This is a genomic window from Pseudomonas sp. EL_65y_Pfl1_R83 (assembly GCF_963970695.1).
In the GTDB taxonomy this organism is placed as follows: Bacteria; Pseudomonadota; Gammaproteobacteria; order Pseudomonadales; family Pseudomonadaceae; genus Aquipseudomonas; species Aquipseudomonas tritici.
Map to the genome: position 1 here is coordinate 58,020 of NZ_CAXAQI010000007.1, position 21,457 is coordinate 79,476.

Consider the following 21,457-nt stretch of genomic DNA (forward strand, 5'->3'; position numbering starts at 1 on the left):
AGATACATGCCGCTTATCGCGCGTTTTTTCATGCTGTTTTCAGACGTTCGGCCAAAGCCGTCGCCAGTTGCGCGGTTAAACCGTACACCGATAATTGTGGATTGGCCCCAATACTGGTGGGGAATAGCGAGCCATCGTGGATCGACAGGTTGCGCAGTTGGTGATGACGACCGAGGCTGTCGGCCACTGCGTTTTTCGGGTCTTCACCCATGGCACAACCGCCCATCACATGGGCGCTGCCCAGGCAGGTGCGGTGCAGTTCCAGGTTGAGGCCGTCGATCAGGCTGCGCGCTTCGGCCAGGGTTTTCACGTAGCGCGCGTCGTGGTGCAGCGGCTTGACCGACTTGGCGCCCGCCGCGAACTGGATTTCGGCCATGCTGTGGAACGCGCGGCGCAGGCCGTCCCATGCGTAATCCGAGACCTGATAGTCAAGCACTGGCGTACCGTCGCCGCGCAATTCCACGCTGCCGCCCGGGCTGTCAGGGTGGAAGCCGTCGCGCAGCAACGCCAGCATCGCGTGGGTGTTGGGCAATTGGCTCATATCCAGAGCGTTCTGGGTGCCATAGCCGCCGAGTAGGGTGCTCGCCAGCGCAGGGTGTAAGGGTGGCGCCTCTAGCTTGTAGGACATTTTGCCAGTGGTGCCGTCTTGCCATTGGAAATGGTCGGAATAGATCGACTGGGGTGCGCCATAGAACGGGTTGATCACCTCATCGAATAGCGCTGCGGAGAAATTCACCAGATGCAGGAAGGTGCGCTTGCCCAACCGTGAATGCGGGTCCGGAGCATCCGAGCGCATCAGCAGCGCCGGGCTGTTGATACCACCGCCCGAGAGCACGTAATGCTTGGCTTTTACCGTGATCTTACGTCCGGTCGGCGCCACGCACAGGTCGTCCAGGGCCACGCATTCCAGGCTGCTGATGGTGTCGCCGTTGTAGACGAGGCGTTCGGCGCGTGCCAGGTAAAGCAACTCGCCGCCCTTTTCCAGGGTGGAGGGAATCGTGGTCACCAGCATCGACTGCTTGGCGTTGACCGGGCAGCCCATGCCGCAATACCCGAGGTTGAAACAGCCACGCACATTGCGCGGGATCACATGCCAGCTGTAACCGAGCTTTTCGCAACCTTTGCGGATCACGTCATTGTTGGGGTTGGGCGGCAGGGCCCAGGGCGCTATGCCCAGGCGTTGTTCCATCTTTTCAAACCACGGCGCCATCTCGGCGCTGCTATGACCCTTCACCGCATATTCGCTGGCCCAATGGGCGAGTGTGGCGTCCGGGGTGCGAAAGCTCGACGTCCAGTTGATCAGTGTGGTGCCACCTACCGCCCGACCCTGCAGGATGGTGATCGCACCGTCCTTGCTCATGCGGCCGATGCCCTCCTGGTACAGGCTGGTGTAGGCCTCGTCCTCGAGCAGCTTGAAATCGCTGCTGGTCTTGAGCGGGCCTTCTTCGATCAGCAGCACTTTGTAGCCGGCAGCGCTGAGGATTTCTGCGGTGGTACCGCCACCTGCGCCGCTGCCGATGATCGCCACATCGGCTTCCAGGGTCAGGTCGCTGTCGAGGGCGGCGCCGTTATGGGTTTTCCAACCACGGGCCATGCCGTCGCGGAACAGATCAGGTACGGGCATAGAAGTGCACTCTTGTTGTTATAGATATCACTGGCTACGACGTTGCGGTCCCACATTTTTGAGTGGGTTATCAGGGTCAGATTTTGGGCGGGCCCGGATAGCCGCAGTGGGCCCAGGACGCCGGCTGGAAGTACCAGGCCATGATCACCAGCTTGAGCAGCGAGCCCTGGCCCATGCGCAGCAGGTTCAGGTAGCTGTTTTCCCAGCGGTGCAAAAAGTTGCGAATCTGTTCGCCGCTGGCGTTCTCCCAGCTGCCCCAGATCCCGGTCAACGGCCCACGGGTAATGCCCATGCCCAGCACGTCGAACAGTTGTTGGGTGAGCTTGAACATCTCCGGCGACAGGCGCTGCAGGCTGAAGTCGAGCTTCTTAAGCGTGTCTTCAATCCCGCGGGTGACTTCCTGGGCGCTGGCGACGCCTTCGAGCAGCACTGGGATGACTGCGCGCAAGAAGGGCAAGTCACTGCTGCGCAACATGGCAAAGCCGCTGGCCGGCGTGCTGCTGGAGCAACCGCTGAGGCTGGCGCCGAGCCCGGCGGTGGCCAGGAAGGCACTGGCGCACAAGCCGATTTTCAAGACGCCGCGCCGTGAAAGCGCAGGTGAATCAGTCAGGCTAGGGTTCATTGTTGTTGTTATCCCGTGGGTGGCGGTATCAGCGAACGAACAGCTTCTGGATCAACGTCTGGATGGATTTGCCGTAGGGCGGGTAGATCAACTTCGCCGCGTTCAGGCGTTGTTTCACCAACACACCCTTGGCTTTGCTGAAGGTAAGAAAACCTTCGTGACCGTGGTAATGGCCCATGCCCGAGGGGCCGATGCCGCCGAACGGCATATCGTCCTGGGCCACGTGCAGCAAGGTGTCGTTCAGGCACACGCCACCGGAATGGGTTTCGTGGAGCACGCGGTTTTGCTCGATTTTGTTGTAGCCGAAGTAATACAGGGCCAGTGGGCGAGGGCGCTGGTTGATGTAGGCAAAGGCTTGGTCGATGCCGCGATACGGCACGATCGGCATCACCGGGCCGAAGATTTCGTCCTGCATCACGGTCATGTCGTCGCTGACATTCAACAACAGGCTGTGAGCCATGCGCCGCGCCTGGCCCTGGTCGTACAGCGGGATCAGGGTGGCGCCCTTGTCGGTGGCGTCTTTCACGTAGGCATTGAGCCGGGCCAGTTGTCGCTCGTTGATGATGGCGGTGTAGTCCGGGTTGTTGGCCAGGGTCGGATAAAACCCGCGAATGGCCTGGGTGTAGGCCTTGACAAAACCGTCGACACGATCTTCCGGCACCAGCACGTAGTCGGGTGCCACGCAGGTCTGGCCGGCGTTCAACGCTTTACCGAAGGCAATGCGCTCGGCAGCATCCTTGAGCGGTACATCAGCGGACACGATGGCCGGCGACTTGCCGCCCAACTCCAGCGTGACTGGCGTGAGGTGTTCGGCCGCCGCACGCATTACATGCTTGCCGATGCTGGTGGCGCCGGTAAACAACAGGTGGTCGAAGGGCAGCTTGGAGAACGCCATGCCTACTTCGGCTTCACCCAGCACCACGCACACCAAATCCTCCGGGAAGACCTTTGCCAGCAGCGTCTTGAGCAGTTCGCCGGTGGCGGGGGTAGATTCGCTGAGCTTGAGCATCACCCGGTTGCCCGCCGCCAACGCGCCGACCAGCGGACCGATGGCCAAGTACAGCGGGTAATTCCAGGGCACGATCACCCCGACAACGCCCAAGGGCTGGTAGATAACTTTGGCCGAAGCCGGTTGGAAGGCAATGCCTACCGCCCGCCGGGACGGTTTCATCCAGCCCTTCAGGTGTTTGCTGGCATAGTGAATGCCATGCAGGCTGGGCATCAGTTCGGCGAACAGGGTTTCGTCGGCGCTGCGGTGGCTGAAGTCCTGGCTGATCGCGTTGATCAACGCCTGGCGCTCGTCGCTGAGCAAATCACGCAGAGCCTTCAGCCATTGTTGGCGCTGTGCGGCCGGTGGCATTGGGTTGGCGGCGTAGGCGCAGCGTTGCGCATCGAACAGGGTCTGGAGTTGATCCAGCACCTGGGAATCTTGCAAGTAGGCAACGTTGGCAGACATGGCGGCGTTCCCGATTGTTATAGGTCTGCCTGAGTTTTTAGAGTCATTACTCTAAATTGTCAAATAACATTGCAGCAACATGCACATTTATCCTGGCAAGGATAGGCCGTAAGATGCCCCATCACGTGTACAGAAGCTGATCCCCTATGGCACCACGAGTAAAGACCAGCGAGCGCATTGTGCAAACCAGCCTGGAGCTTTTTAACCAGCAGGGCGAGCGCAGTGTGAGCACCAACCACATCGCCGCCCATATGGAAATTTCGCCGGGCAACCTGTACTACCACTTCCCCAACAAGCAGGCGATCATCGCCGTACTGTTTCGCGAATACGAAGCCCTGGTGGACAGTTTCCTGCGCCCGCCTCAAGGCCGTGCCATGGCCGTGGCGGACAAGCGCTTCTACCTGCAAGCCGTATTGGCCGGCATGTGGCGTTATCGTTTCCTGCACCGCGACCTCGAACACCTATTGGAAAGCGATCCAGAACTGGCCACCGGCTATCGGCGTTTTTCCCAGCGCTGCCTGATCCAGGGCGGCGCGATTTACCAGGGGTTTGTCGATGCCGGCATTCTGAATATGGACCCGGTGCAAACCGAGGCGCTGACCCTCAATGCGTGGATTATCCTGACCTCCTGGGTGCGTTTTTTGTGCACGACCAACGAAAATTCCGCCCATTTGAGCGCCGAGGCCATCAAACGCGGGGTGTATCAGGTGTTGGTGCTGGAGGCTGGGTTTGTCACGCCCCAGGCGAAAGAGGCCGTGGACGCCTTATTCAAAGAGTTTTACGTGCCGTTGAATCAGGCATTGGAAGAAGTGAAGTAGGACCTTTCTCGAATCTATTCATAGGAGGCCGTCATGCCGCTTGCCCAACTGATCAGTCCCCAGCAACTGGCCGAGCGCCAGAAGGCTGGCGGGTTGGTGATCCTGGATTGCCGCTTTGCCCTGGAAGACCCGGACTACGGGCGCTGCAGCTACGCCGAAGGGCATATCGAGGGCGCGCAGTATGCTGACTTGGAACGTCATATGAGCGGGCCGGTGACCCAGGGTGTGACCGGGCGTCATCCGTTGCCGGCAGCGCAGACGTTCGCTCGGCAATTACGGGCTTGGGGCATCAGCGCTGACACCGATGTGGTGCTGTATGACGACGGTCCTGGCGCCTACGCCGCGCGGGCATGGTGGCTGTTGGTTTGGTTGGGCAAGCGTGATGGCGTGTTTATTCTGAATGGCGGCCTCAAGGCATGGCATGCCGCGGGTTTCCCGTTGAGCCTGGATACGCCGGTCGTTGAAGCTGGCACTTTCGCGGGGACGCCGGACAATCGCCTGCTGCTCGATGCCGAACACCTGCAAAAACGCCTGGGCCAGCCGGGATTGACGCTGATCGATGCGCGCGCTCAACCGCGTTTTCGCGGCGAAGTGGAGCCTATCGATCCGATTGCCGGGCATATCCCTGGCGCGCAATGCGCGGCGTTTAACGAAAACCTGGGCAGCGACGGTCGCTTCCTGCCGGCAGATCAGCTTAAGCAGCGCTTTGCTGCCCAACTCCGGGGGCGCTCGCCGGATGAGCTGGTGGCGTATTGCGGTTCAGGCGTGACGGCCTGCCACAACCTGTTTGCGCTGAGCCTGGCGGGTTATTCCTTGGGTAAGTTGTATGCGGGGTCTTGGAGTGAGTGGATTACTGATCCGCAGCGGGAAGTCGCTACCGGCGACTGAGTTGTCCGGCGAGCAAGCCCACACATGTTTAACCGTGTTGTGTCAGTAACCACTGGGGAATCCGGCGCTCCAGGTAGTAACCGGGGCGTTTGAGCGAGCCCTCAACAAACCCAACATGCCCACCCTTGTCCGTCAGCTCAAACTCAGTGCAGTCCGACAGCTCGCTGGCCTCTGGCAGGCTATGGGCAAACACAAACGGATCATCCGCCGCCTGGATAATCAGGGCCGGCGTGCGGATACTGCCCAGGTAATAACGACTCGATGCGCGGCGGTAATAATCCTTCGCACTCAGGTAGCCGTGCAGCGGCGCGGTCACGCGGCCGTCGAAGTCCCAGAACGTGCGCATCTTCTCCAGTGAGCCGAGGGACTCCAGGGTTTTAAGCCCGTCAGCCCGACCATCCTGCAGAAAACGGCTTTGCTTGACGCGGATATACGCGAGCATTTCACGCATGAAGTGTTTTTGATAAATCCGCGAAAAGCCCAGGCCGATCCGGTCCGCACACTGATCCAGGCGAAACGGCACCGACACCGCCGCCGCGCCTTGTAGCCCCGACGCCTTTCCGGTTTCGCCCAAATGCTTGAGCAGCACATTGCCGCCCAGGGAATAACCCACCGCGTACAACGGCGCCAAAGGCCGCTTGGCGCGCAGATGAGCAACCGCTGCGGCCAGGTCTTCGCTGGCGCCGGAGTGGTAACTGCGTGCCAGCAGGTTGGGTTCACCCGAGCAACCGCGCCAATTCAGCGCCACGCTGGCCCAGCCTTGGACGGCGAGGGCTTTTTGCAAGCCCGCTACGTAGGGTGAGTTGGACGAACCGGTCAGCCCGTGCAGCACCAGCACCAGAGGTGCGTGCGTGTCATGAGGCCCGTGCCAGTCGAGGTCGAGGAAGTCGCCGTCGTCCAGCCACAGGCGTTCGCGTTGGCGCTCGATATGAGTGGTGGGGCGGCACAGCGGCCCCCATAGCGTTTGCAAGTGGGGGTTGCCGAGGCCGAAGGCGGGGGTGAATTTTTCAGCGAAAGGCTTCATGAGGGTCCCGCTCACCACAGGTTTAGGCGGCGGTTTCGACCAGACGGTGCCACAACGCGTAATACACCCGCCCGGACTTCTGCTCCCGGTGCAGGCGCCACGCGCCCGGCAAGCCCAGTGTCGACGGCGCCGTCTCACTTTCGGTGTAGACCCACGCATCCGGCGCCAGCCATTGGCGTTCTTCCAGCAGCGCACACACGGTCGGCAACAGGTTCTGGTTGAACGGCGGGTCGAGGAACACCACGTCGTACTCGCTGGCGGCTTGGGTTTCCAGGTAGCGCAGCGCGTCGGCGGTTTGCACCTGGCCGTTGGTGCAACGCAGGGTGCCCAAGTGTTCCTTGAGGCTGGAGACGGCCACATTGCTGGCGTCCAGCGCCTGCGCCTGGGCGGCACCACGGGACAGCGCCTCCAGGAACAGCGCGCCGCTGCCCGCGAACGGGTCCAGCACCTTGGCCCCTGCGATGTAAGGCGCGAGCCAGTTGAACAGGGTTTCGCGCACGCGATCCGGCGTCGGGCGCAGGCCTACGACGTCGGGGAAGCTCAGCTTGCGGCTGCCCCATTCGCCGCCAATGATGCGCAGCTGGCCCACACCGTTATGCACGTTGTGGACAGGTTTTTTCGGGCGAGATGAACTGGCCATTAATGCTCCGGAACCCCGAGCGGCTGCTCGGCGGGTTTATCAGTGGGGGGCGGTAGTGGCTTTTGCGCAATCGTCGGGCCGGCGGTCACGATGACCATCTTGTCCGCGCTCAAGTGTTTGTTCATTGCAGCCTTGACCTGTTCTACGGTCAGGGCCTGGGATTGTTTCATGAAATCTTCCAGATAGCTCAGCGGCAGGTTGTAGAAACCCATCGCGCCCAGCTGCCCGACGATATCGGCGTTGCTTGCGGTAGACAGCGGGAAGCTGCCAGCCAGCTCACGCTTGGCGTCATCCAGTTCTTTTTGCGTCGGGCCGGTCTTGAGGTAGTCGGCCACCACATCCTCAACCAGACGCAGGGTGCCGCCGCTCATTTCGGCGCGGGTCTGCAGATTGATCATGAACGGTCCGCGCACCTGCATCGGCGAGAAACCGGAGTACACGCCGTAGGTCAGACCGCGCTTTTCACGCACTTCACTCATCAAGCGGGTGCCGAAACCACCGCCGCCGAGGATCTGGTTGCCCAAGGACAAGGCTGCGTAGTCCGGGTCGGCGCGGTCGATCCCCAGTTGCGCGAACAGCAGGTGCGTCTGCTTGGACGGGAACTCGATACGGGTCAGGCCGGGCTTGGGCTCGGTGGGCTGGGCGATTTTTGCCAGGGCCGGGCCTTTGGGCAGCGATGAGGAAATCTTGGCCGTCATGGCTTCAGCTTCGGCGCGGGTCATGTCGCCGACTACGGCAATCACCGCGTTGCCCGCTGCATAAGCCTTGGCGTGGAACGCCTGCAACTGCGCCAGGGTAATCTTCGGAACGCTTTGCGGCGTGCCTTCGCTTGGGTGAGCGTAAGGGTGGTCACCGTACAAGCGCTTGAACAGCTCGAGGCTCGCCAGCTTGCCGGGGTTTTGCTTCTGGTACTCAAAGCCGGCCAGGATCTGGTTCTTGATCCGCGCCAGGGAATCGGCCGGGAAAGTTGGCTTGCCGATCACTTGATCAAACAGGGTCAAGGCGGCGTCGCGTTTGGTGCTGTCACTCAGGCTGCGCAGGGAAACCAGCGCCATGTCGCGAAATGCGCCATTGCCAAAGTCCGCGCCGAGGCCTTCAAAGTCGCGGGCAATCTGGCTCACGTCCTTGCCCGGCACGCCTTCGTTGAGCATGGCGTTGGTCATCAGCGCCAGGCCAGGCACGTCGCCGTCCTGGCTGCTGCCAGCGGCGAACAGGATGCGCACGTCGAACATCGGCAGTTCGTGGGCTTCGACGAACAGCACTTTGGCGCCTTCGGCGGTATTCCAGGTTTGCACGTCGAGCTTGCGGTTGGTCGGCGCCTTGCCGTCCAGTTCCGTCAGGGATTGCAGTGTACTGCCCGATTGGGCTTTTTCCAGCGCTGGGCTCGCAACCGATTCAGTCGGACGCAGGAAGTACACGGCGCCGGCGGCGATCAAGGTGACAGCGATCAGGCCGGGAAAGATCAGGCGGCTGTTTTTGCGATCACTCATGAGCGGTCTCCTGGGGCAGGACATGGGCGACGCTGAGACGTTCGCGGGTGAAATAGGTGCGCGCGGCTTTCTGGATATCTTCCGGGGTCACGCTTTGCAGGTCGGCCAGTTCGGTGTCCATCAGCTTCCAGGACAAACCAACGGTTTCCAGCGCGCCAATGGCCGTAGCCTGGCTGGTGATGGAATCACGCTGGTAGACCAGGCCGGCAATGACTTGGGCGCGGATGCGTTCCAGTTCTTCGGCGGTCGGTGGTTTGGCTTTCAGCTCTTCCAGCAGGCGCCACAGGCCGGCCTCGGCTTGGGCCACGGTTTTCTTTTTCTGCTGGTTGGGAGTGGCGGTCAGCATGAACAGGGTATCGCCACGGGTGTAGGCGTCGTAGTGGGTAGAGGCAGCGGAGACCAGTTCCTCACCGCGTTCCAACTGCTCGGATATACGCGCGCTGTAGCCGCCGTCCAGCAAGGCCGAGATCAGGCGCAGGGCTTGTACCGAGCGTTTGTCTTCGGCGGTGGCCAGCCCAGGTACGTTGAAACCCAGGATCACGCTCGGCAGTTGAGTCTGCACATGCAGGGTCAGCAGGCGTTCGCCCGGCTCGGCCAGTTCCATCGGGATCTTGGCCGGTGGTACGTCACGCTTGGGGATCGGGCCAAAGTAGCGCTTGGCAAGGTTTTTTACCTCGTCCGGGGTGACGTCGCCGACCACCACCAGGGTCGCGTTGTTCGGCACGTACCAGGATTGGTACCAGTGGCGCAGCTCTTCGACCTTCATGCGGTCCAGGTCGGCCATCCAGCCGATGGTCGGCGTGTGATAACCGCTGGCCGGGAAGGCCATGGCCTTGAAGCGCTCATAGGCCTTGGACATCGGATTATCATCGGTGCGCAGACGGCGCTCTTCCTTGATCACCTCGATCTCGCGGCTGAACTCGTCGGCCGGCAGGCGCAGGCTGGCCATGCGGTCGGCCTCCAGCTCGAAGGCCACACCCAGGCGGTCACGCGCCAGCACTTGGTAATAGGCGGTGTAGTCATCGCTGGTGAACGCATTTTCTTCGGCGCCGAGGTCGCGCAGGATCAGCGAGGCTTCGCCGGGGCCGACTTTGGCGCTGCCCTTGAACATCATGTGCTCCAGGGCGTGGGACAAACCGGTCTGGCCCGGGGTTTCGTAGCTCGAACCGACCTTGTACCACACCTGGGAAACCACCACTGGCGCGCGATGATCTTCGCGCACGACCACCTTGAGGCCGTTATCCAGGGTGAACTCATGGGTGGGTTGTGGATCGGCAGCCAAGGCTGACAGAGGCAGACAAACTGTACCGAACAGCAGGCCTGCGGCGCGGCGGGCTAGAGCATTCATTCGTTTTTAAACCTGTTGGGCTGACCGCTTGGTCTTAGCGTCGGCGGGCGAGGAGGTTAGGGCGTGTCATTCATCATTACCAGTGGCACTGGTAATGATGAATGACACGCCCTAGGATACTGATCCGACTTAAGGACGGCCACTGCGGCGGTCCTGTTGAGGTCCTATTTAGGCCTTACAAAATGTTGCGCATGAACGAGCTGGCTAAAAAACAGTCTGTTACGCATCAAATTTTATTTACCGAAGCGCCCCTTGGCGCGTCGCTACCTTGAGATAGCCGTCTCCATGTTTGGTTCCAACGACGACAAGAAGACCCCAGCTGCGGCTGGCGAGAAGAAAGGCCTGTTCGGATGGCTGCGCAAAAAGCCGCAGGAAACCGTCGTCGAACAGCCGCAGGTTCAAGCTGAACCGATCCCTGACCCTATAGTAGAAGCCGAACCGGTCGCCGAAACGCCAGCGCCGGTGGTGTTGCCGATGGCTGAGCCGGTGTTGCAGCCGGTGTTGCAGCCGGTGGCAGAGGTTGAGCCAGAGCCAGAGCCAGAGCACAAACCGTGGCCTGAGTTGCCGGTGGCCGAAGAGCCTGTGGCGTTGGTTGAAGATGTGCAGACCGAGCATGTGGCACCGCCGATTCCGGCTGTGGCTGCGCCGGTTGACATCGTGGTCGAAGCGCCGCCCGTCGTTGAAGTGCCTGCGCCAGCGGTCGTCGAATCCCCGCCTGCCGCCGTCGAGCCCGAGCCTGTCGCTGACACTGCGCAAACCAGCAAAGCTGGCTTCTTCACCCGCCTCAAGCAAGGCCTGAGCAAAACCAGCGCCAGCATCGGCGAAGGCATGGCCAGCCTGTTCCTCGGCAAAAAAGTCATTGATGACGAACTGCTGGAAGACATCGAAACCCGTCTGCTCACCGCTGACGTGGGCGTCGAAGCTACTGCCGTAATCATCCAGAGCCTGACCCAGAAGGTAGCGCGCAAGCAGCTGACCGACGCCGACGCGCTCTACAAATCCCTGCAGGCAGAGCTGGCCGCCATGCTCAAGCCGGTGGAAGCGCCGCTGGTGATCACCCCGAACAAGCCGTTCGTGATCTTGGTGGTGGGCGTCAACGGCGCCGGCAAGACCACCACCATTGGTAAATTGGCCAAGAAACTGCAGTCGGAAGGCAAGAAAGTCATGCTGGCCGCGGGCGATACCTTCCGTGCCGCAGCGGTTGAGCAGTTGCAGGTCTGGGGCGAGCGCAACAAGATCCCGGTCATCGCCCAGCACACCGGCGCCGATTCCGCCTCGGTTATCTTCGATGCCGTGCAAGCCGCCAAGGCGCGCAACATCGACGTGCTGATCGCCGATACCGCCGGTCGCCTGCACACCAAAGACAATTTGATGGAAGAACTGAAGAAAGTGCGCCGCGTGATCGGCAAGCTGGATGCAGACGCGCCGCACGAAGTGCTGCTGGTGCTCGACGCCGGTACCGGCCAGAACGCCATCAGCCAGGCCAAACAATTCAACCAGACGGTGCAACTGACCGGCCTGGCATTGACTAAGCTCGACGGCACGGCCAAGGGCGGTGTGATTTTCGCCCTGGCTAAACAGTTCGGGCTGCCGATTCGTTACATCGGCGTTGGTGAAGGCATCGACGACCTGCGCACCTTTGAAGCCGAACCCTTTGTACAGGCGCTGTTTGCCGAGCGGGAGCGTTCATGATTCGATTCGAACAGGTCGGTAAACGCTATGCCAACGGGCATGTCGGCTTGCATGAGCTGAGCTTTCGAGTGCGTCGCGGCGAATTCTTGTTTGTCACCGGCCATTCCGGTGCAGGCAAAAGTACCTTGCTGCGCCTGCTGCTGGCCATGGAGCGCCCAACCACCGGCAAACTGCTGCTGGCGGGTCAGGATCTGGCAACTATCAGCAATGCGCAGATTCCGTTCCTGCGCCGCCAGATCGGCGTGGTGTTCCAGAACCACCAGTTACTGTTCGATCGCACGGTGTTCAATAACATCGCGCTGCCGTTGCAGATCCTCGGGCTGTCCAAGGCCGAGATCGTCAAGCGCGTGGACTCGGCCCTTGAGCGCGTGGCGCTGTCTGACAAGACCGATCTCTACCCCGGCGACCTGTCCACCGGCCAGCAACAGCGTGTCGGCATCGCCCGCGCCATCGTGCATCGCCCGGCCTTGCTGCTGGCTGATGAACCCACCGGTAACCTCGACCCGCGACTGGCGGCCGAGATCATGGGGGTATTCGAAGACATCAACCGCCTGGGCACCAGCGTGCTGATCGCCAGCCACGACCTCGCGCTGATCGCGCGCATGCGCCATCGCATGCTGACCCTGCAACGCGGCCGCCTGATCGGTGACGGGGAGGCCGGCGTATGAGTGCAACACGCAGCCCTAAAGTCTCCGAGCGCGTGGCGCCGAAACCGGCCGACCCGCAACCGCAGAAGAAGAAAAAACACGACGAAGACGACGGCCCGGACTTCAGCACCTTGCTGCGCGCCTGGATTGAAAGCCATCGCGCCAGCCTGCTCGACAGCCTGCGTCGCCTGGGCAAGCAGCCGATCGGCAGTTTTTTCACCTGCCTGGTGATGGCTGTGGCGTTGAGCCTGCCGATGGGTTTGTCGTTGCTGCTCAATAATGTCGAGCGCCTGGGCGGTTCCTGGCAGCGCGCGGCGCAAATTTCCCTGTACTTGAACATCGACGCCAGCTCCAAAGACGGCGAGTCCCTGCGCGATGACATCAAGAATATGCCCGGCGTGGCGGAGGCTGAGTACATCAGCCGTGATCAGGCTCTTGAAGAGTTCCAGCAACAATCCGGCCTGGGCGAGGCGCTCAAGGAGCTGCCGCAGAACCCACTGCCGGGCGTGGTTCTGGTAACGCCGAACGAAGTCGATAAGCCGACGCTGGAAGCCCTGCGACAAAAACTCGCAGAGATGCCCAAGGTGCAACAGGCGCAACTTGATCTAGTCTGGGTTGAGCGGCTGGCGGCGATTCTGAAGCTGGGCGACCGGTTTGTGTTCGGGCTGACGGTGCTGTTGGTGTCTGCATTACTTTTGGTGATAGGTAATACCATTCGTCTTCATATTGAAAACCGTCGCATCGAGATAGAAGTGATTAAACTGGTCGGCGGCACGGACAGCTATGTGCGTCGTCCTTTTCTGTACATGGGCGCGCTTTATGGCTTCGGTGCCGGGATTTTGTCCTGGGGGGTGCTGGCTTTTGGCCTTGACTGGCTGAACGACGCGGTTGTCGGGCTTGCCGGACTTTATGGCAGTGATTTCGCCTTGGCCGGTGTGCCGGTCGCCGATGGTCTGAGCCTCTTGCTTGGCGCAGTACTGTTGGGGTATATCGGTGCCTGGATTGCGGTTGCACGCCATTTACGTGAGTTGGCACCGAAGTAGTTAATGCCAGATTAATGTGGTTACGTTGTATTGACCGTATCAGTGGTTTAGGGAACTTGTCCTACGGTTCCCGGTCAATTTTCGCAGTGCTGAACTGCACGAGTTATGTGAGTCGGAGGTTTTTTCGTATGACCACTTCTTTGCAACCTGCTTATGCCTTGGTGCCAGGTGGGAACCTGGAAGCCTATGTGCACACGGTGAACAGCATTCCATTGCTGACGCCTGAGCAGGAGCGTGAACTGGCCGAGAGTCTCTACTATGAGCAGGATTTGGGGGCGGCTCGGCAGATGGTGCTCGCCCACCTGCGTTTTGTCGTACATATCGCCCGTAGCTATAGCGGCTACGGCCTGGCCCAGGCTGACCTGATCCAGGAAGGCAACGTTGGCCTGATGAAGGCGGTCAAGCGCTTCAACCCTGAAATGGGTGTGCGCCTGGTGTCGTTTGCCGTGCACTGGATCAAGGCGGAAATCCACGAGTTCATCCTGCGCAACTGGCGCATTGTGAAAGTCGCGACCACCAAGGCCCAGCGCAAGCTGTTCTTCAACCTGCGCAGCCAGAAGAAACGCCTGGCGTGGCTGAATAACGAGGAAGTCCACCGTGTGGCCGAAAGCCTCGGCGTGGAGCCGCGTGAAGTGCGCGAGATGGAAAGCCGCCTGACCGGCCATGACATGGCCTTCGACCCGGCCGCCGAAGCGGACGACGACAGCGCCTTCCAATCGCCGGCCAACTACCTGGAAGATCACCGGTACGACCCGGCGCGTCAGTTGGAGGATGCGGACTGGAGCGACAACTCCAACCACAACCTGCACGAAGCGTTGGAAGTGCTGGACGACCGCAGCCGTGACATCCTCTACCAGCGCTGGCTGGCGGAAGAAAAAGCCACGCTGCACGACCTGGCACAGAAGTACAACGTGTCGGCCGAGCGGATTCGTCAGCTTGAGAAAAGCGCGATGAATAAGCTGAAGTTGTCGATCGCCGCCTAAAGCGCTGCGAAAAACCAAAAAAATGCCCCGATCGAGAGATCGGGGCATTTTTGTTTGCATCTATTAACTGACCGTAGCAGCTGTCGAGAGAGGTTGGGTCAGTCGGACCAAGGGGCCTTGCGGGAGTTATTCAGCTCAACCAGATAACCATCCCCACCCAACTGGCCCATCTGCTGCCGAATCCACGCCGCGCGCCTTGCCACATACGCCGTCGGATGGCTGGCACTCCAGACCCGCGGGTTAGGCAGTACGGCGGCCAAATAGCTGGCCTGTTGCCGAGAAAGCCCCTTGGCACTTACCCCAAAGTGATGCCGCGCTGCCGCTTCTGCGCCAAACACCCCTTCATCCCACTCAACGCTGTTGAGGTACACCTCAAGAATCCGCTGCTTGGGCCACAACACCTCGATCAGCCCGGTAAACCAAACCTCCAGGCCTTTGCGCAAATAACTGCGGCCGGCCCACAGGAACAGGTTTTTCGACACCTGCTGGCTCAGCGTGCTGGCGCCGCGTATCGAACCGCCGCGCTCGTTGTGCTGGATCGCCGCCTGGATTGCGCCGAAATCAAAACCCCAGTGCTGCGGGAAGTGCTGGTCTTCACCGGCAATCACCGCCATTTTGAGGTCATCGGAGATATCGTCCCACGGCACCCAGCTGCGCTGCAGGTCGATGGGCTCGCCGTCAAGCCACGATTCGACCTTGCGCTCCACCATCAGCGCAGTGAAGGGCGGCGGGACGAAGCGAAACAGCAGGACCAACAGCATACTGCCGATGGCGAGCCATTTGACGACATTGAGAAAGCGTTTGAAGAGGACACGCAGCATAGAGATGGCTTGGCCGAACCCGTTGAGCGGGCCATTATACAGACCCTGCCCGATGAGTCTGACTGGAGTTCCTCATGCTGCGTAGCTTTCTGATGCTGGCTGCCTTTTTCGGCTTCACCGGTGTCGCCCTTGGCGCCTTCGCCGCCCACGGCCTGAAGAACCGCCTGAGTGCCGAATACCTGGCGATCTTCCATACCGGTGTGACCTACCAACTGGTGCACACCCTGGCCCTGTTTGGCGTGGCACTGTTGGCCGCGCACATTCCTGGCCGGCTGGTCACCTGGGCGGGCATCTCCTTTGCCGTCGGCATCCTGCTGTTCTCCGGCAGCCTGTATGTGCTGACGATTACCGGTATCAGCAAGCTCGGCATCATCACGCCATTTGGTGGCCTGGCTTTTCTGCTCGGCTGGTTCTTTCTGGGCCTGGCGGCGTGGCGCTTGCAGCTTTAGACCGCTTGACGCTTGAAGCTGACCTTCAGGTCCCAATCGCGCTAGAATGCTGGCCCCTAAAAACGATGGCGGCCCTTGGCATGCGCATTCAGTTGAACGGCGAGTCCCTTGAACTGCCCGACGGTGAAACCGTTGCGGCCCTACTGACCCGTCTGGACCTGACCGGGCGCCGCGTCGCAGTGGAGCTCAACCTGGATATCGTCCCGCGTAGCCAGCACGCCGAGACCGCGCTCACCGACGGTGACCAGGTCGAAGTGGTCCACGCCATCGGCGGCGGCTAGTCGCGCAGCTTGCTGAATTCTGCAGAACCTCACCCCATTTCGAGGATTTCCCATGAGCATCGTTCGTAGCGACAAGCCCTTCGTCCTGGCCGGTCGTACCTACCAGTCCCGCCTGTTAGTGGGTACCGGCAAGTACCGCGACATGGAAGAGACCCGCCTGGCCATCGAAGCCTCGGGCGCCGAGATCGTCACCTTCGCCGTGCGCCGCACCAACCTCGGCCAGATCGAAGGCGAGCCGAACCTGCTCGAAGTGCTGTCGCCGGATCGCTACACCTTCTTGCCGAACACCGCCGGGTGCTATGACGCCATCGAAGCCGTGCGCACCTGCCGCCTGGCCCGTGAGCTGCTCGACGGCCATAATCTGGTGAAGCTGGAAGTGCTGGCCGACCAGAAAACCCTGTTTCCCAACGTGATCGAGACCCTCAAGGCCGCTGAAACGCTGGTCAAGGAAGGCTTCGACGTGATGGTCTACACCAGCGATGACCCGATCATCGCGCGCCAACTGGCCGAAATCGGTTGTATCGCCGTAATGCCGCTGGCCGGTCTGATCGGTTCCGGTCTGGGTATCTGCAATCCGTACAACCTGCAGATCATCCTTGAAGAAGCCAAGATTCCCGTACTGGTGGACGCGGGCGTGGGCACTGCCTCCGACGCTACCATCGCCATGGAACTGGGCTGCGACGCAGTGCTGATGAACTCGGCCATCGCCCATGCCCAACAGCCAATCATGATGGCTGAAGCCATGAAACACGCCATCGTCGCGGGCCGCCTGGCGTACCTCGCCGGTCGCATGCCGAAAAAACTCTACGCCAGCGCCTCCTCGCCGCTGGATGGTCTGATCAAGTAAGAGCCATTGATGACTGAATCAAACGAAACGCCGAACACTCTGGACGACGCCGACGAGTCCAAGCACCGCCGCATCAAGAGTTTTGTGATGCGCGCCGGTCGCATGACCGAAGGCCAGCAAAAGGGCCTGGAGCAAGGCGCACCCTTGTTTGTGCTGCCCCTGGCCGACGCACCGGTGGATTACGACCAGGTGTTCGGCCGTTCGGCCCCGCGTTCCCTGGAAATCGGCTTCGGCATGGGCCACTCCCTGCTGGAAATGGCGGCAGCCTCGCCAGAACAGGATTTCATCGGTGTTGAAGTGCATCGCCCAGGTGTTGGCGCGTTGCTCAACGGCGTATTGACCCAAGGGTTGACCAACCTGCGGGTCTACGACTGCGACGCGATCGAAGTGCTCAACCGCTGCATCGCCGACAACAGCCTTGATCGGCTGATGCTGTTCTTCCCGGATCCTTGGCATAAATCCCGTCACCACAAGCGCCGTATCGTCCAGGCTTCCTTCGCGGAGCTGGTACGCAGCAAGCTCAAGGTCGGCGGCATCTTGCACATGGCCACCGACTGGGAACCGTACGCGGAATACATGCTGGAAGTCATGAACGTGGCCCCCGGCTACCGCAACCTGGCCGAAGACGGCAAATGCGTGCCACGCCCGGCTGAGCGCCCGATCACCAAGTTCGAACGCCGCGGCGAGCGATTGGGGCATGGGGTTTGGGATTTGAAGTTCGAGAAGTTGGCTTAAGCCGCTCTGCTATCACGGCGGTGGAATGGCTCCGTTCCACTGCCGCTTCGCTTTTACTTGTAAAGGAATACAAGTGCTTGAGAACCCTCCTTTCCAGCCTGCTGTTTCTCGGCTTTCTGTCTATGACAGCCTTCGCGGCCAGCACACCCTCTTTGCCAGTGATTTCCCCGGATGACTATTTTGAGCGTGCTCAAAAAAAGGCGGAACAACTCAAGCTGCTGTTTGATGAGAACGTCAAGCTGGAGGCCGGTGGCAAGCTGGATAAGGCTACGTTGCCCGAACAACTCAAAGAGGTTCAGGGCATCATGGAGGCGTTCCAACATGACCTGAAGATGGCCTCGGAGGGCGGGCATGTTGTCGCGACATACATGCTGGCCAATTACCAAAGCCGGTTCGGAATGTCCGACGAAGAACGCAAACAGGTTTGTGAGCCGATGCGCAAGGCCATGGGTCAAGGTCTGTTAGCCGCCGGTGTGGGTTATTACTATCAGTGCGATATGACCTACATGCGGCTGGACTTGTTGGATCCTGGGCACATAAAGTACTTGGAAGCGCTCAAGCAGATGCTGCTGAACGTTGACGCCAACCGTGATTATTACCCGTTGTACACCCATCGTTCGCTTTGTTTCGAAAGTGATCGGCTGGCCGAGATCAAGGAAGAAAGAACCTTGGGCAACATGCAAGCTCGCGCCAGTGCGCGGATGCTGACCTATGATCAGTATCGGGCTGATGCCTACTATATTTTAGCGGCGACGCGTATGAACGACAAAGGTCAGCCCGACAGCGTGAACTTGACCTACCTGAATCAGGCGCTGGCGCTGGGTTGCAAAGACCCGATGACGCTTAAAGCGTATTACGAGAAAGCGTTTGGTAGTCAGGCCTCTAAATAGCTTCAAGGAATTGAGCAGGAACCTGCTCGGTCAGCCAAACCCCGTTCTCAGCCTGGAAAAACTTGAAACCCTCGGCAAGCATCGTCGAGGTGTCTACCTTCAGAATCACCACCTTTCCATAGCGCTGCCCAACTTCCCTGGCCGTCTCAAGTCGTTCGCTGAGGTGCACATGGTGACGCGAGCCCGGAATCAGACCCTTCTGGCTGATCGATTCGATGAATCGCGTTGCGGTCCCGTGGTACAGGACTGCCGGCGGTTTTTTTTCATCGAGTTGCAACTGGACGCTTTGATTGGAGTGGCCCTGCACGGCCCGGATATGTTGACCGTCCACGGAAAACGAAAAGCGTTTCTTCTCGTTTGTGTGCACCACCTGCTCCAGCAGTTCTCGGCTAAGGCTGCGTCCTTCACGGGATGCGGCGTCGATCAGTGCTGCCACGCTGGCCCAACCCTCTGAGTCCAGTGAGAGGCCTATCGCTTGCGGTTCGTGACGTAATACATAACTCAGGAATTTGCTGGTGTCGTCCAGTAGCTTTTTGCTCATTTGCTGTCCTTGTCTTGGTCTGGTCGGTTCAGCGGCGATCTGCCACAACCCCAATCAACACCAGCACCACCACCAGCACCGGTGCCAGGCTGTAGTTATTGAACTGGCTCAACCCTCGCACAATCCACGGTGTGGCATAGATCAACGCCGCGCCGCTGCCGATCATGCACAGCAGCGCCATCAACGGTACGCGCAATGCGCCGGCGACGCTGCCCAGGCGGGCTTCTACCCAGCCTTTGATATCAGCGCCAAACAGCACCAGCAAACAGCCCACAAGGGCCAGGGATATTTCCGACAGGTTGCTGCGGCTCCAGCGGGATACGGTGGCGAGCAGGTCGAGTACCAAATCCATTCGATTTCCTTAGAGCGTCAGCTCAAAAACGTCTGCAGCAGGTCATTGAGAAAGAGTTGCCCGCGGTCGGTCGCCGCCAGGCGTGACGGTTCGACCTGCATTAAGCCGCTTTGTTCTGCATCCGTGCGTGCGTCATCCAGGCTTGCCAGATCGAGGCCGGTGCGCTCGGCGTAGAGCTTGGCTTCGACACCTTCGGTCAGGCGCAAAGCGTTCATCAGGAACTCAAACGGCAGTTCCTCGTTAGTCAGCTCTTTCGCCCCAGCCTGAAAGCTTTTGGCCGGGTTGAGGTAGTCCTTCGGCGCTCGCGTCTTCCAGGTGCGCACGATGCGCCCGTCCGGATGGCTGAGTTTGCCGTGGGCGCCGGCGCCGATGCCGATAAAGTCACCGAAGCTCCAGTAGTTCAGGTTATGCCGCGCCGGGCGACCTGGCTGGGCATAGGCCGAGACTTCATATTGCGCGTAACCGTGTTCAGCAAGCAGCGCCTGGCCCGCTTCCTGGATATCCCACAGCGTATCGTCTTCCGGCAGCGCGGGCGGCTGGTTCCAGAATACGGTGTTGGGCTCCAGGGTCAGTTGGTACCACGACAAGTGCGTGGGTTTGAGTGCGATGGCTTGGCGCAAATCGCTCAACGCGTCGTCCAGGGACTGATCGGGCAAACCGTGCATCAAATCCAGGTTGAAGTTATCAAACCCGGCCAGGCGCGCCATGCCCGCTGCACGCACGGCTTCATCACCATTGTGGATACGTCCCAGGGCCTGGAGCTTTTCCTGCTGGAAACTCTGGATGCCGATGGACAGGCGATTGATCCCCAGCTTGCGATAAGCCACGAATTTCTCTTGCTCGAACGTCCCTGGGTTGGCTTCCAGGGTGATCTCTATATCGCTGGCAAACCGGATGCGTGCTTCCACGCCCTCAAGCAAGCGGCCCAGCGCTGCGGCGCTGAACAGACTGGGCGTACCACCACCGAAGAAGATCGAACTCAGTTCGCGACCGTAAACCGCATACAGGTCCTGATCGAGATCGGCCAGCAAGGCGTCCACATAGTCTTCCTCCGGCAGCACCTTGCTGGCGGTGTGGGAGTTGAAGTCGCAATAGGGGCATTTGCGTACGCACCACGGGATGTGGATATACAGCGCCAGGGGCGGCAGCACAGGCAGGGCCGCCCGGGGTGTTTGCGCGCCGCCGTGGATCAGCGGCTGCGCGGAGGTGTTCTGGGTCATTTCAGGCTCAGGCGTTGGCGCAGCAAATCCATTGCGCGAGCGCGATGGCTGATCTGGTTCTTGTCGGCCGGGCTCAACTCGGCGCTCGAGACATTACGTTCCGGCACCCAGAACAGCGGGTCATAGCCAAAACCATGCTCACCGCTGGCCGCATGCAGAATGCGCCCGTGCCACAGGCCTTCGCACAGGATCGGCAATGGATCATCGGCATGTCGTACCAGGGCCAGCACACACACGAACTGCGCGCCGCGCATCGCGTCCGGTACATCCTTGAGGGCGTCGAGCAACTTGGCGTTGTTGGCCGCGTCGCCTTTGCCGTCGGCGTAACGTGCCGAGTAAATGCCAGGAGCGCCGCCGAGGAAGTCCACCGCCAGGCCCGAGTCATCCGCCAGCGCCGGCAGGCCGGAAATACGTGCCGCATTGCGTGCCTTGAGAATGGCGTTCTCGACGAAGGACAGGCCGGTCTCTTCCGGCTCCACCTGGCTGAACTCGCCAATCGAGCGCAATTGCACGGATTCGCCGAGCATCGCCTGGAGTTCTTTAAGCTTGCCGGCGTTGTGGCTGGCGAGTACGAGTTGGGTAAGGTTTATCATTGCGCCGGAAACAGTTCCTGGTTGAATTGGAAGCTATGGGCTTTGCCACCGGTTTCAACATTGATGGTAAACGTCTTGTATTCCCGCTGCGTCACGGCGTAAGGGGCGAGGTAGTTAATCCCGCCTTTTTCTTCGATTTGCTTGAACGTCAGTATCTCGCTCTTGCCGCTCAGATCCTTGATGGTGCCGGTGACTTGCGCCGCCACTGGCGTCACGCCTTTGATCACGGTTACGTTGATCAAGCCCTTCTCCTTGCTGCGCACCACGCCGATCTTCTGGGCGGTTTCCGGCTGCAGGAAGCTGGAAGTGAAGGTGTTGTAGTGGACGGTGATATCGCCGAAGTCTTTCTTGCGATTTGCGTCGATAGCGTCCGCGGCCATGGCGCTGGCGCCCAGGCAAGCGGTCAATAGAAAAACAGCCAAACGACTCATGAACGTCCCTCTTGAAAGATGA

Annotated in this window: 24 protein-coding genes; 11 read left to right on the forward strand and 13 right to left on the reverse strand. The window is 60.3% G+C overall.

Features of this window, described 5'->3' with window-relative positions:
* Positions 1 to 28 precede the first annotated feature (28 nt).
* The 3 genes from AACY08_RS12190 to AACY08_RS12200 form a co-directional block, all read right to left on the reverse strand.
* Positions 29 to 1,624: a GMC family oxidoreductase gene (locus AACY08_RS12190; protein ID WP_339436154.1), complete on the reverse strand. Its 1,596-nt coding sequence runs from the start codon at positions 1,622 to 1,624 to the stop codon at positions 29 to 31.
* 76 nt (positions 1,625 to 1,700) lie between these two features.
* Positions 1,701 to 2,246: a twin-arginine translocation pathway signal protein gene (locus AACY08_RS12195; RefSeq protein WP_339415241.1), complete on the reverse strand. Its 546-nt coding sequence runs from the start codon at positions 2,244 to 2,246 to the stop codon at positions 1,701 to 1,703.
* Positions 2,247 to 2,274: 28 nt separating this feature from the next.
* Positions 2,275 to 3,702 carry a coniferyl aldehyde dehydrogenase gene (locus AACY08_RS12200; protein WP_339469646.1) on the reverse strand — a complete coding sequence of 476 codons (1,428 nt, stop codon included), beginning with the start codon at positions 3,700 to 3,702 and terminating at the stop codon, positions 2,275 to 2,277.
* Between the two features lie 146 nt (positions 3,703 to 3,848).
* Between AACY08_RS12200 and AACY08_RS12205 the strand changes: the two genes are divergently transcribed.
* On the forward strand, positions 3,849 to 4,520 hold the full coding sequence (locus tag AACY08_RS12205) for a TetR/AcrR family transcriptional regulator (RefSeq protein ID WP_065871966.1): 672 nt from the start codon (positions 3,849 to 3,851) through the stop codon (positions 4,518 to 4,520).
* Positions 4,521 to 4,553: 33 nt separating this feature from the next.
* Positions 4,554 to 5,408, forward strand: coding sequence for a sulfurtransferase (locus AACY08_RS12210; RefSeq protein WP_339469648.1), 855 nt, complete (start codon positions 4,554 to 4,556; stop codon positions 5,406 to 5,408).
* Between the two features lie 28 nt (positions 5,409 to 5,436).
* Here the strand turns inward: AACY08_RS12210 and AACY08_RS12215 are convergent, their stop codons facing one another.
* From AACY08_RS12215 to AACY08_RS12230, 4 genes are read right to left on the reverse strand one after another with little or no spacing between them, the layout of a single operon-like run.
* Positions 5,437 to 6,432, reverse strand: coding sequence for a hydrolase (locus tag AACY08_RS12215; protein ID WP_339469650.1), 996 nt, complete (start codon positions 6,430 to 6,432; stop codon positions 5,437 to 5,439).
* Between the two features lie 22 nt (positions 6,433 to 6,454).
* Complete coding sequence (gene rsmD, locus AACY08_RS12220) at positions 6,455 to 7,072, reverse strand: 16S rRNA (guanine(966)-N(2))-methyltransferase RsmD (protein ID WP_339469651.1); 618 nt, start codon at positions 7,070 to 7,072, stop codon at positions 6,455 to 6,457.
* Complete coding sequence (locus AACY08_RS12225) at positions 7,072 to 8,562, reverse strand: M16 family metallopeptidase (protein ID WP_339469653.1); 1,491 nt, start codon at positions 8,560 to 8,562, stop codon at positions 7,072 to 7,074. The genes rsmD and AACY08_RS12225 overlap by 1 nt, the downstream gene beginning before the upstream one ends.
* The gene (locus AACY08_RS12230; protein WP_339415247.1) at positions 8,555 to 9,910 is read right to left on the reverse strand and encodes a M16 family metallopeptidase; all 1,356 of its coding nucleotides are present in this window, start codon (positions 9,908 to 9,910) and stop codon (positions 8,555 to 8,557) included. Before AACY08_RS12230 ends, AACY08_RS12225 begins: the two co-directional genes overlap by 8 nt.
* Positions 9,911 to 10,195: 285 nt before the next feature.
* On the opposite strand from AACY08_RS12230, the gene ftsY reads away from it, so the two are divergent.
* The 4 genes from ftsY to rpoH all read left to right on the forward strand — a co-directional run bounded on the left by ftsY (position 10,196) and on the right by rpoH (position 14,275).
* The gene (gene ftsY / locus AACY08_RS12235) at positions 10,196 to 11,602 is read left to right on the forward strand and encodes a signal recognition particle-docking protein FtsY (RefSeq protein ID WP_339469831.1); all 1,407 of its coding nucleotides are present in this window, start codon (positions 10,196 to 10,198) and stop codon (positions 11,600 to 11,602) included.
* Entirely contained in the window at positions 11,599 to 12,270 is a 672-nt protein-coding gene (gene ftsE / locus AACY08_RS12240; protein WP_003213784.1) for a cell division ATP-binding protein FtsE, read from the forward strand. The genes ftsY and ftsE overlap by 4 nt, the downstream gene beginning before the upstream one ends.
* Entirely contained in the window at positions 12,267 to 13,292 is a 1,026-nt protein-coding gene (gene ftsX, locus AACY08_RS12245; RefSeq protein ID WP_339469655.1) for a permease-like cell division protein FtsX, read from the forward strand. The genes ftsE and ftsX overlap by 4 nt, the downstream gene beginning before the upstream one ends.
* 128 nt (positions 13,293 to 13,420) lie before the next feature.
* A complete protein-coding gene (gene rpoH, locus AACY08_RS12250; protein ID WP_339469657.1) occupies positions 13,421 to 14,275 on the forward strand; it encodes an RNA polymerase sigma factor RpoH in 855 nt (284 codons plus the stop codon).
* A 98-nt stretch (positions 14,276 to 14,373) separates the two neighbouring features.
* Here rpoH and mtgA read toward each other — a convergent pair whose 3' ends face one another.
* The gene (mtgA, locus tag AACY08_RS12255; RefSeq protein ID WP_339469659.1) at positions 14,374 to 15,096 is read right to left on the reverse strand and encodes a monofunctional biosynthetic peptidoglycan transglycosylase; all 723 of its coding nucleotides are present in this window, start codon (positions 15,094 to 15,096) and stop codon (positions 14,374 to 14,376) included.
* Positions 15,097 to 15,170: 74 nt separating this feature from the next.
* Here mtgA and AACY08_RS12260 point away from each other — a divergent pair, with 74 nt between their 5' ends.
* The 5 genes from AACY08_RS12260 to AACY08_RS12280 all read left to right on the forward strand — a co-directional run bounded on the left by AACY08_RS12260 (position 15,171) and on the right by AACY08_RS12280 (position 18,298).
* Positions 15,171 to 15,545 (forward strand): DUF423 domain-containing protein, encoded by a 375-nt coding sequence (locus AACY08_RS12260; RefSeq protein ID WP_339469660.1) that lies wholly within the window; start codon positions 15,171 to 15,173, stop codon positions 15,543 to 15,545.
* A gap of 80 nt (positions 15,546 to 15,625) precedes the next feature.
* Positions 15,626 to 15,826 carry a sulfur carrier protein ThiS gene (gene thiS / locus AACY08_RS12265; RefSeq protein WP_163003275.1) on the forward strand — a complete coding sequence of 67 codons (201 nt, stop codon included), beginning with the start codon at positions 15,626 to 15,628 and terminating at the stop codon, positions 15,824 to 15,826.
* A 52-nt stretch (positions 15,827 to 15,878) separates the two neighbouring features.
* A complete protein-coding gene (locus AACY08_RS12270) occupies positions 15,879 to 16,673 on the forward strand; it encodes a thiazole synthase (RefSeq protein WP_032884143.1) in 795 nt (264 codons plus the stop codon).
* 9 nt (positions 16,674 to 16,682) lie between these two features.
* On the forward strand, positions 16,683 to 17,408 hold the full coding sequence (trmB, locus tag AACY08_RS12275; RefSeq protein ID WP_339469661.1) for a tRNA (guanosine(46)-N7)-methyltransferase TrmB: 726 nt from the start codon (positions 16,683 to 16,685) through the stop codon (positions 17,406 to 17,408).
* Between the two features lie 77 nt (positions 17,409 to 17,485).
* Positions 17,486 to 18,298, forward strand: a complete 813-nt coding sequence (locus AACY08_RS12280; protein WP_339469663.1) for a hypothetical protein — start codon at positions 17,486 to 17,488, stop codon at positions 18,296 to 18,298.
* Here the strand turns inward: AACY08_RS12280 and AACY08_RS12285 are convergent.
* From AACY08_RS12285 to AACY08_RS12305, 5 genes are read right to left on the reverse strand one after another with little or no spacing between them, the layout of a single operon-like run.
* Positions 18,291 to 18,839 (reverse strand): RNA 2'-phosphotransferase, encoded by a 549-nt coding sequence (locus AACY08_RS12285; protein ID WP_339469664.1) that lies wholly within the window; start codon positions 18,837 to 18,839, stop codon positions 18,291 to 18,293. The two genes, AACY08_RS12280 and AACY08_RS12285, sit on opposite strands and share 8 nt — an antisense overlap.
* 28 nt (positions 18,840 to 18,867) lie before the next feature.
* On the reverse strand, positions 18,868 to 19,191 hold the full coding sequence (locus AACY08_RS12290) for a DUF3392 domain-containing protein (RefSeq protein WP_010207241.1): 324 nt from the start codon (positions 19,189 to 19,191) through the stop codon (positions 18,868 to 18,870).
* Between the two features lie 17 nt (positions 19,192 to 19,208).
* Positions 19,209 to 20,411, reverse strand: coding sequence for a radical SAM family heme chaperone HemW (hemW, locus tag AACY08_RS12295; protein WP_339469666.1), 1,203 nt, complete (start codon positions 20,409 to 20,411; stop codon positions 19,209 to 19,211).
* The gene (rdgB, locus tag AACY08_RS12300) at positions 20,408 to 21,004 is read right to left on the reverse strand and encodes an RdgB/HAM1 family non-canonical purine NTP pyrophosphatase (protein WP_339427647.1); all 597 of its coding nucleotides are present in this window, start codon (positions 21,002 to 21,004) and stop codon (positions 20,408 to 20,410) included. The genes hemW and rdgB overlap by 4 nt, the downstream gene beginning before the upstream one ends.
* Positions 21,001 to 21,435, reverse strand: coding sequence for a DUF4426 domain-containing protein (locus tag AACY08_RS12305; protein ID WP_339469668.1), 435 nt, complete (start codon positions 21,433 to 21,435; stop codon positions 21,001 to 21,003). The genes rdgB and AACY08_RS12305 overlap by 4 nt, the downstream gene beginning before the upstream one ends.
* Between the last annotated feature and the right edge of the window lie 22 nt (positions 21,436 to 21,457).

Coding starts and splice junctions, on each gene's coding strand:
- rpoH (WP_339469657.1), top strand. CDS start 13,421: ATGACCACTTCTTTGCAACCTGCTTATGCCTTGGTGCCAGGTGGGAAC.
- AACY08_RS12195 (WP_339415241.1), bottom strand. CDS start 2,246: ATGAACCCTAGCCTGACTGATTCACCTGCGCTTTCACGGCGCGGCGTC.
- AACY08_RS12190 (WP_339436154.1), bottom strand. CDS start 1,624: ATGCCCGTACCTGATCTGTTCCGCGACGGCATGGCCCGTGGTTGGAAA.
- AACY08_RS12200 (WP_339469646.1), bottom strand. CDS start 3,702: ATGTCTGCCAACGTTGCCTACTTGCAAGATTCCCAGGTGCTGGATCAA.
- ftsX (WP_339469655.1), top strand. CDS start 12,267: ATGAGTGCAACACGCAGCCCTAAAGTCTCCGAGCGCGTGGCGCCGAAA.
- mtgA (WP_339469659.1), bottom strand. CDS start 15,096: ATGCTGCGTGTCCTCTTCAAACGCTTTCTCAATGTCGTCAAATGGCTC.
- ftsY (WP_339469831.1), top strand. CDS start 10,196: ATGTTTGGTTCCAACGACGACAAGAAGACCCCAGCTGCGGCTGGCGAG.
- AACY08_RS12285 (WP_339469664.1), bottom strand. CDS start 18,839: ATGAGCAAAAAGCTACTGGACGACACCAGCAAATTCCTGAGTTATGTA.
- rdgB (WP_339427647.1), bottom strand. CDS start 21,004: ATGATAAACCTTACCCAACTCGTACTCGCCAGCCACAACGCCGGCAAG.
- ftsE (WP_003213784.1), top strand. CDS start 11,599: ATGATTCGATTCGAACAGGTCGGTAAACGCTATGCCAACGGGCATGTC.
- hemW (WP_339469666.1), bottom strand. CDS start 20,411: ATGACCCAGAACACCTCCGCGCAGCCGCTGATCCACGGCGGCGCGCAA.
- AACY08_RS12260 (WP_339469660.1), top strand. CDS start 15,171: ATGCTGCGTAGCTTTCTGATGCTGGCTGCCTTTTTCGGCTTCACCGGT.
- AACY08_RS12205 (WP_065871966.1), top strand. CDS start 3,849: ATGGCACCACGAGTAAAGACCAGCGAGCGCATTGTGCAAACCAGCCTG.
- AACY08_RS12270 (WP_032884143.1), top strand. CDS start 15,879: ATGAGCATCGTTCGTAGCGACAAGCCCTTCGTCCTGGCCGGTCGTACC.
- thiS (WP_163003275.1), top strand. CDS start 15,626: ATGCGCATTCAGTTGAACGGCGAGTCCCTTGAACTGCCCGACGGTGAA.
- AACY08_RS12290 (WP_010207241.1), bottom strand. CDS start 19,191: ATGGATTTGGTACTCGACCTGCTCGCCACCGTATCCCGCTGGAGCCGC.
- AACY08_RS12210 (WP_339469648.1), top strand. CDS start 4,554: ATGCCGCTTGCCCAACTGATCAGTCCCCAGCAACTGGCCGAGCGCCAG.
- AACY08_RS12225 (WP_339469653.1), bottom strand. CDS start 8,562: ATGAGTGATCGCAAAAACAGCCGCCTGATCTTTCCCGGCCTGATCGCT.
- AACY08_RS12215 (WP_339469650.1), bottom strand. CDS start 6,432: ATGAAGCCTTTCGCTGAAAAATTCACCCCCGCCTTCGGCCTCGGCAAC.
- rsmD (WP_339469651.1), bottom strand. CDS start 7,072: ATGGCCAGTTCATCTCGCCCGAAAAAACCTGTCCACAACGTGCATAAC.
- trmB (WP_339469661.1), top strand. CDS start 16,683: ATGACTGAATCAAACGAAACGCCGAACACTCTGGACGACGCCGACGAG.
- AACY08_RS12305 (WP_339469668.1), bottom strand. CDS start 21,435: ATGAGTCGTTTGGCTGTTTTTCTATTGACCGCTTGCCTGGGCGCCAGC.
- AACY08_RS12230 (WP_339415247.1), bottom strand. CDS start 9,910: ATGAATGCTCTAGCCCGCCGCGCCGCAGGCCTGCTGTTCGGTACAGTT.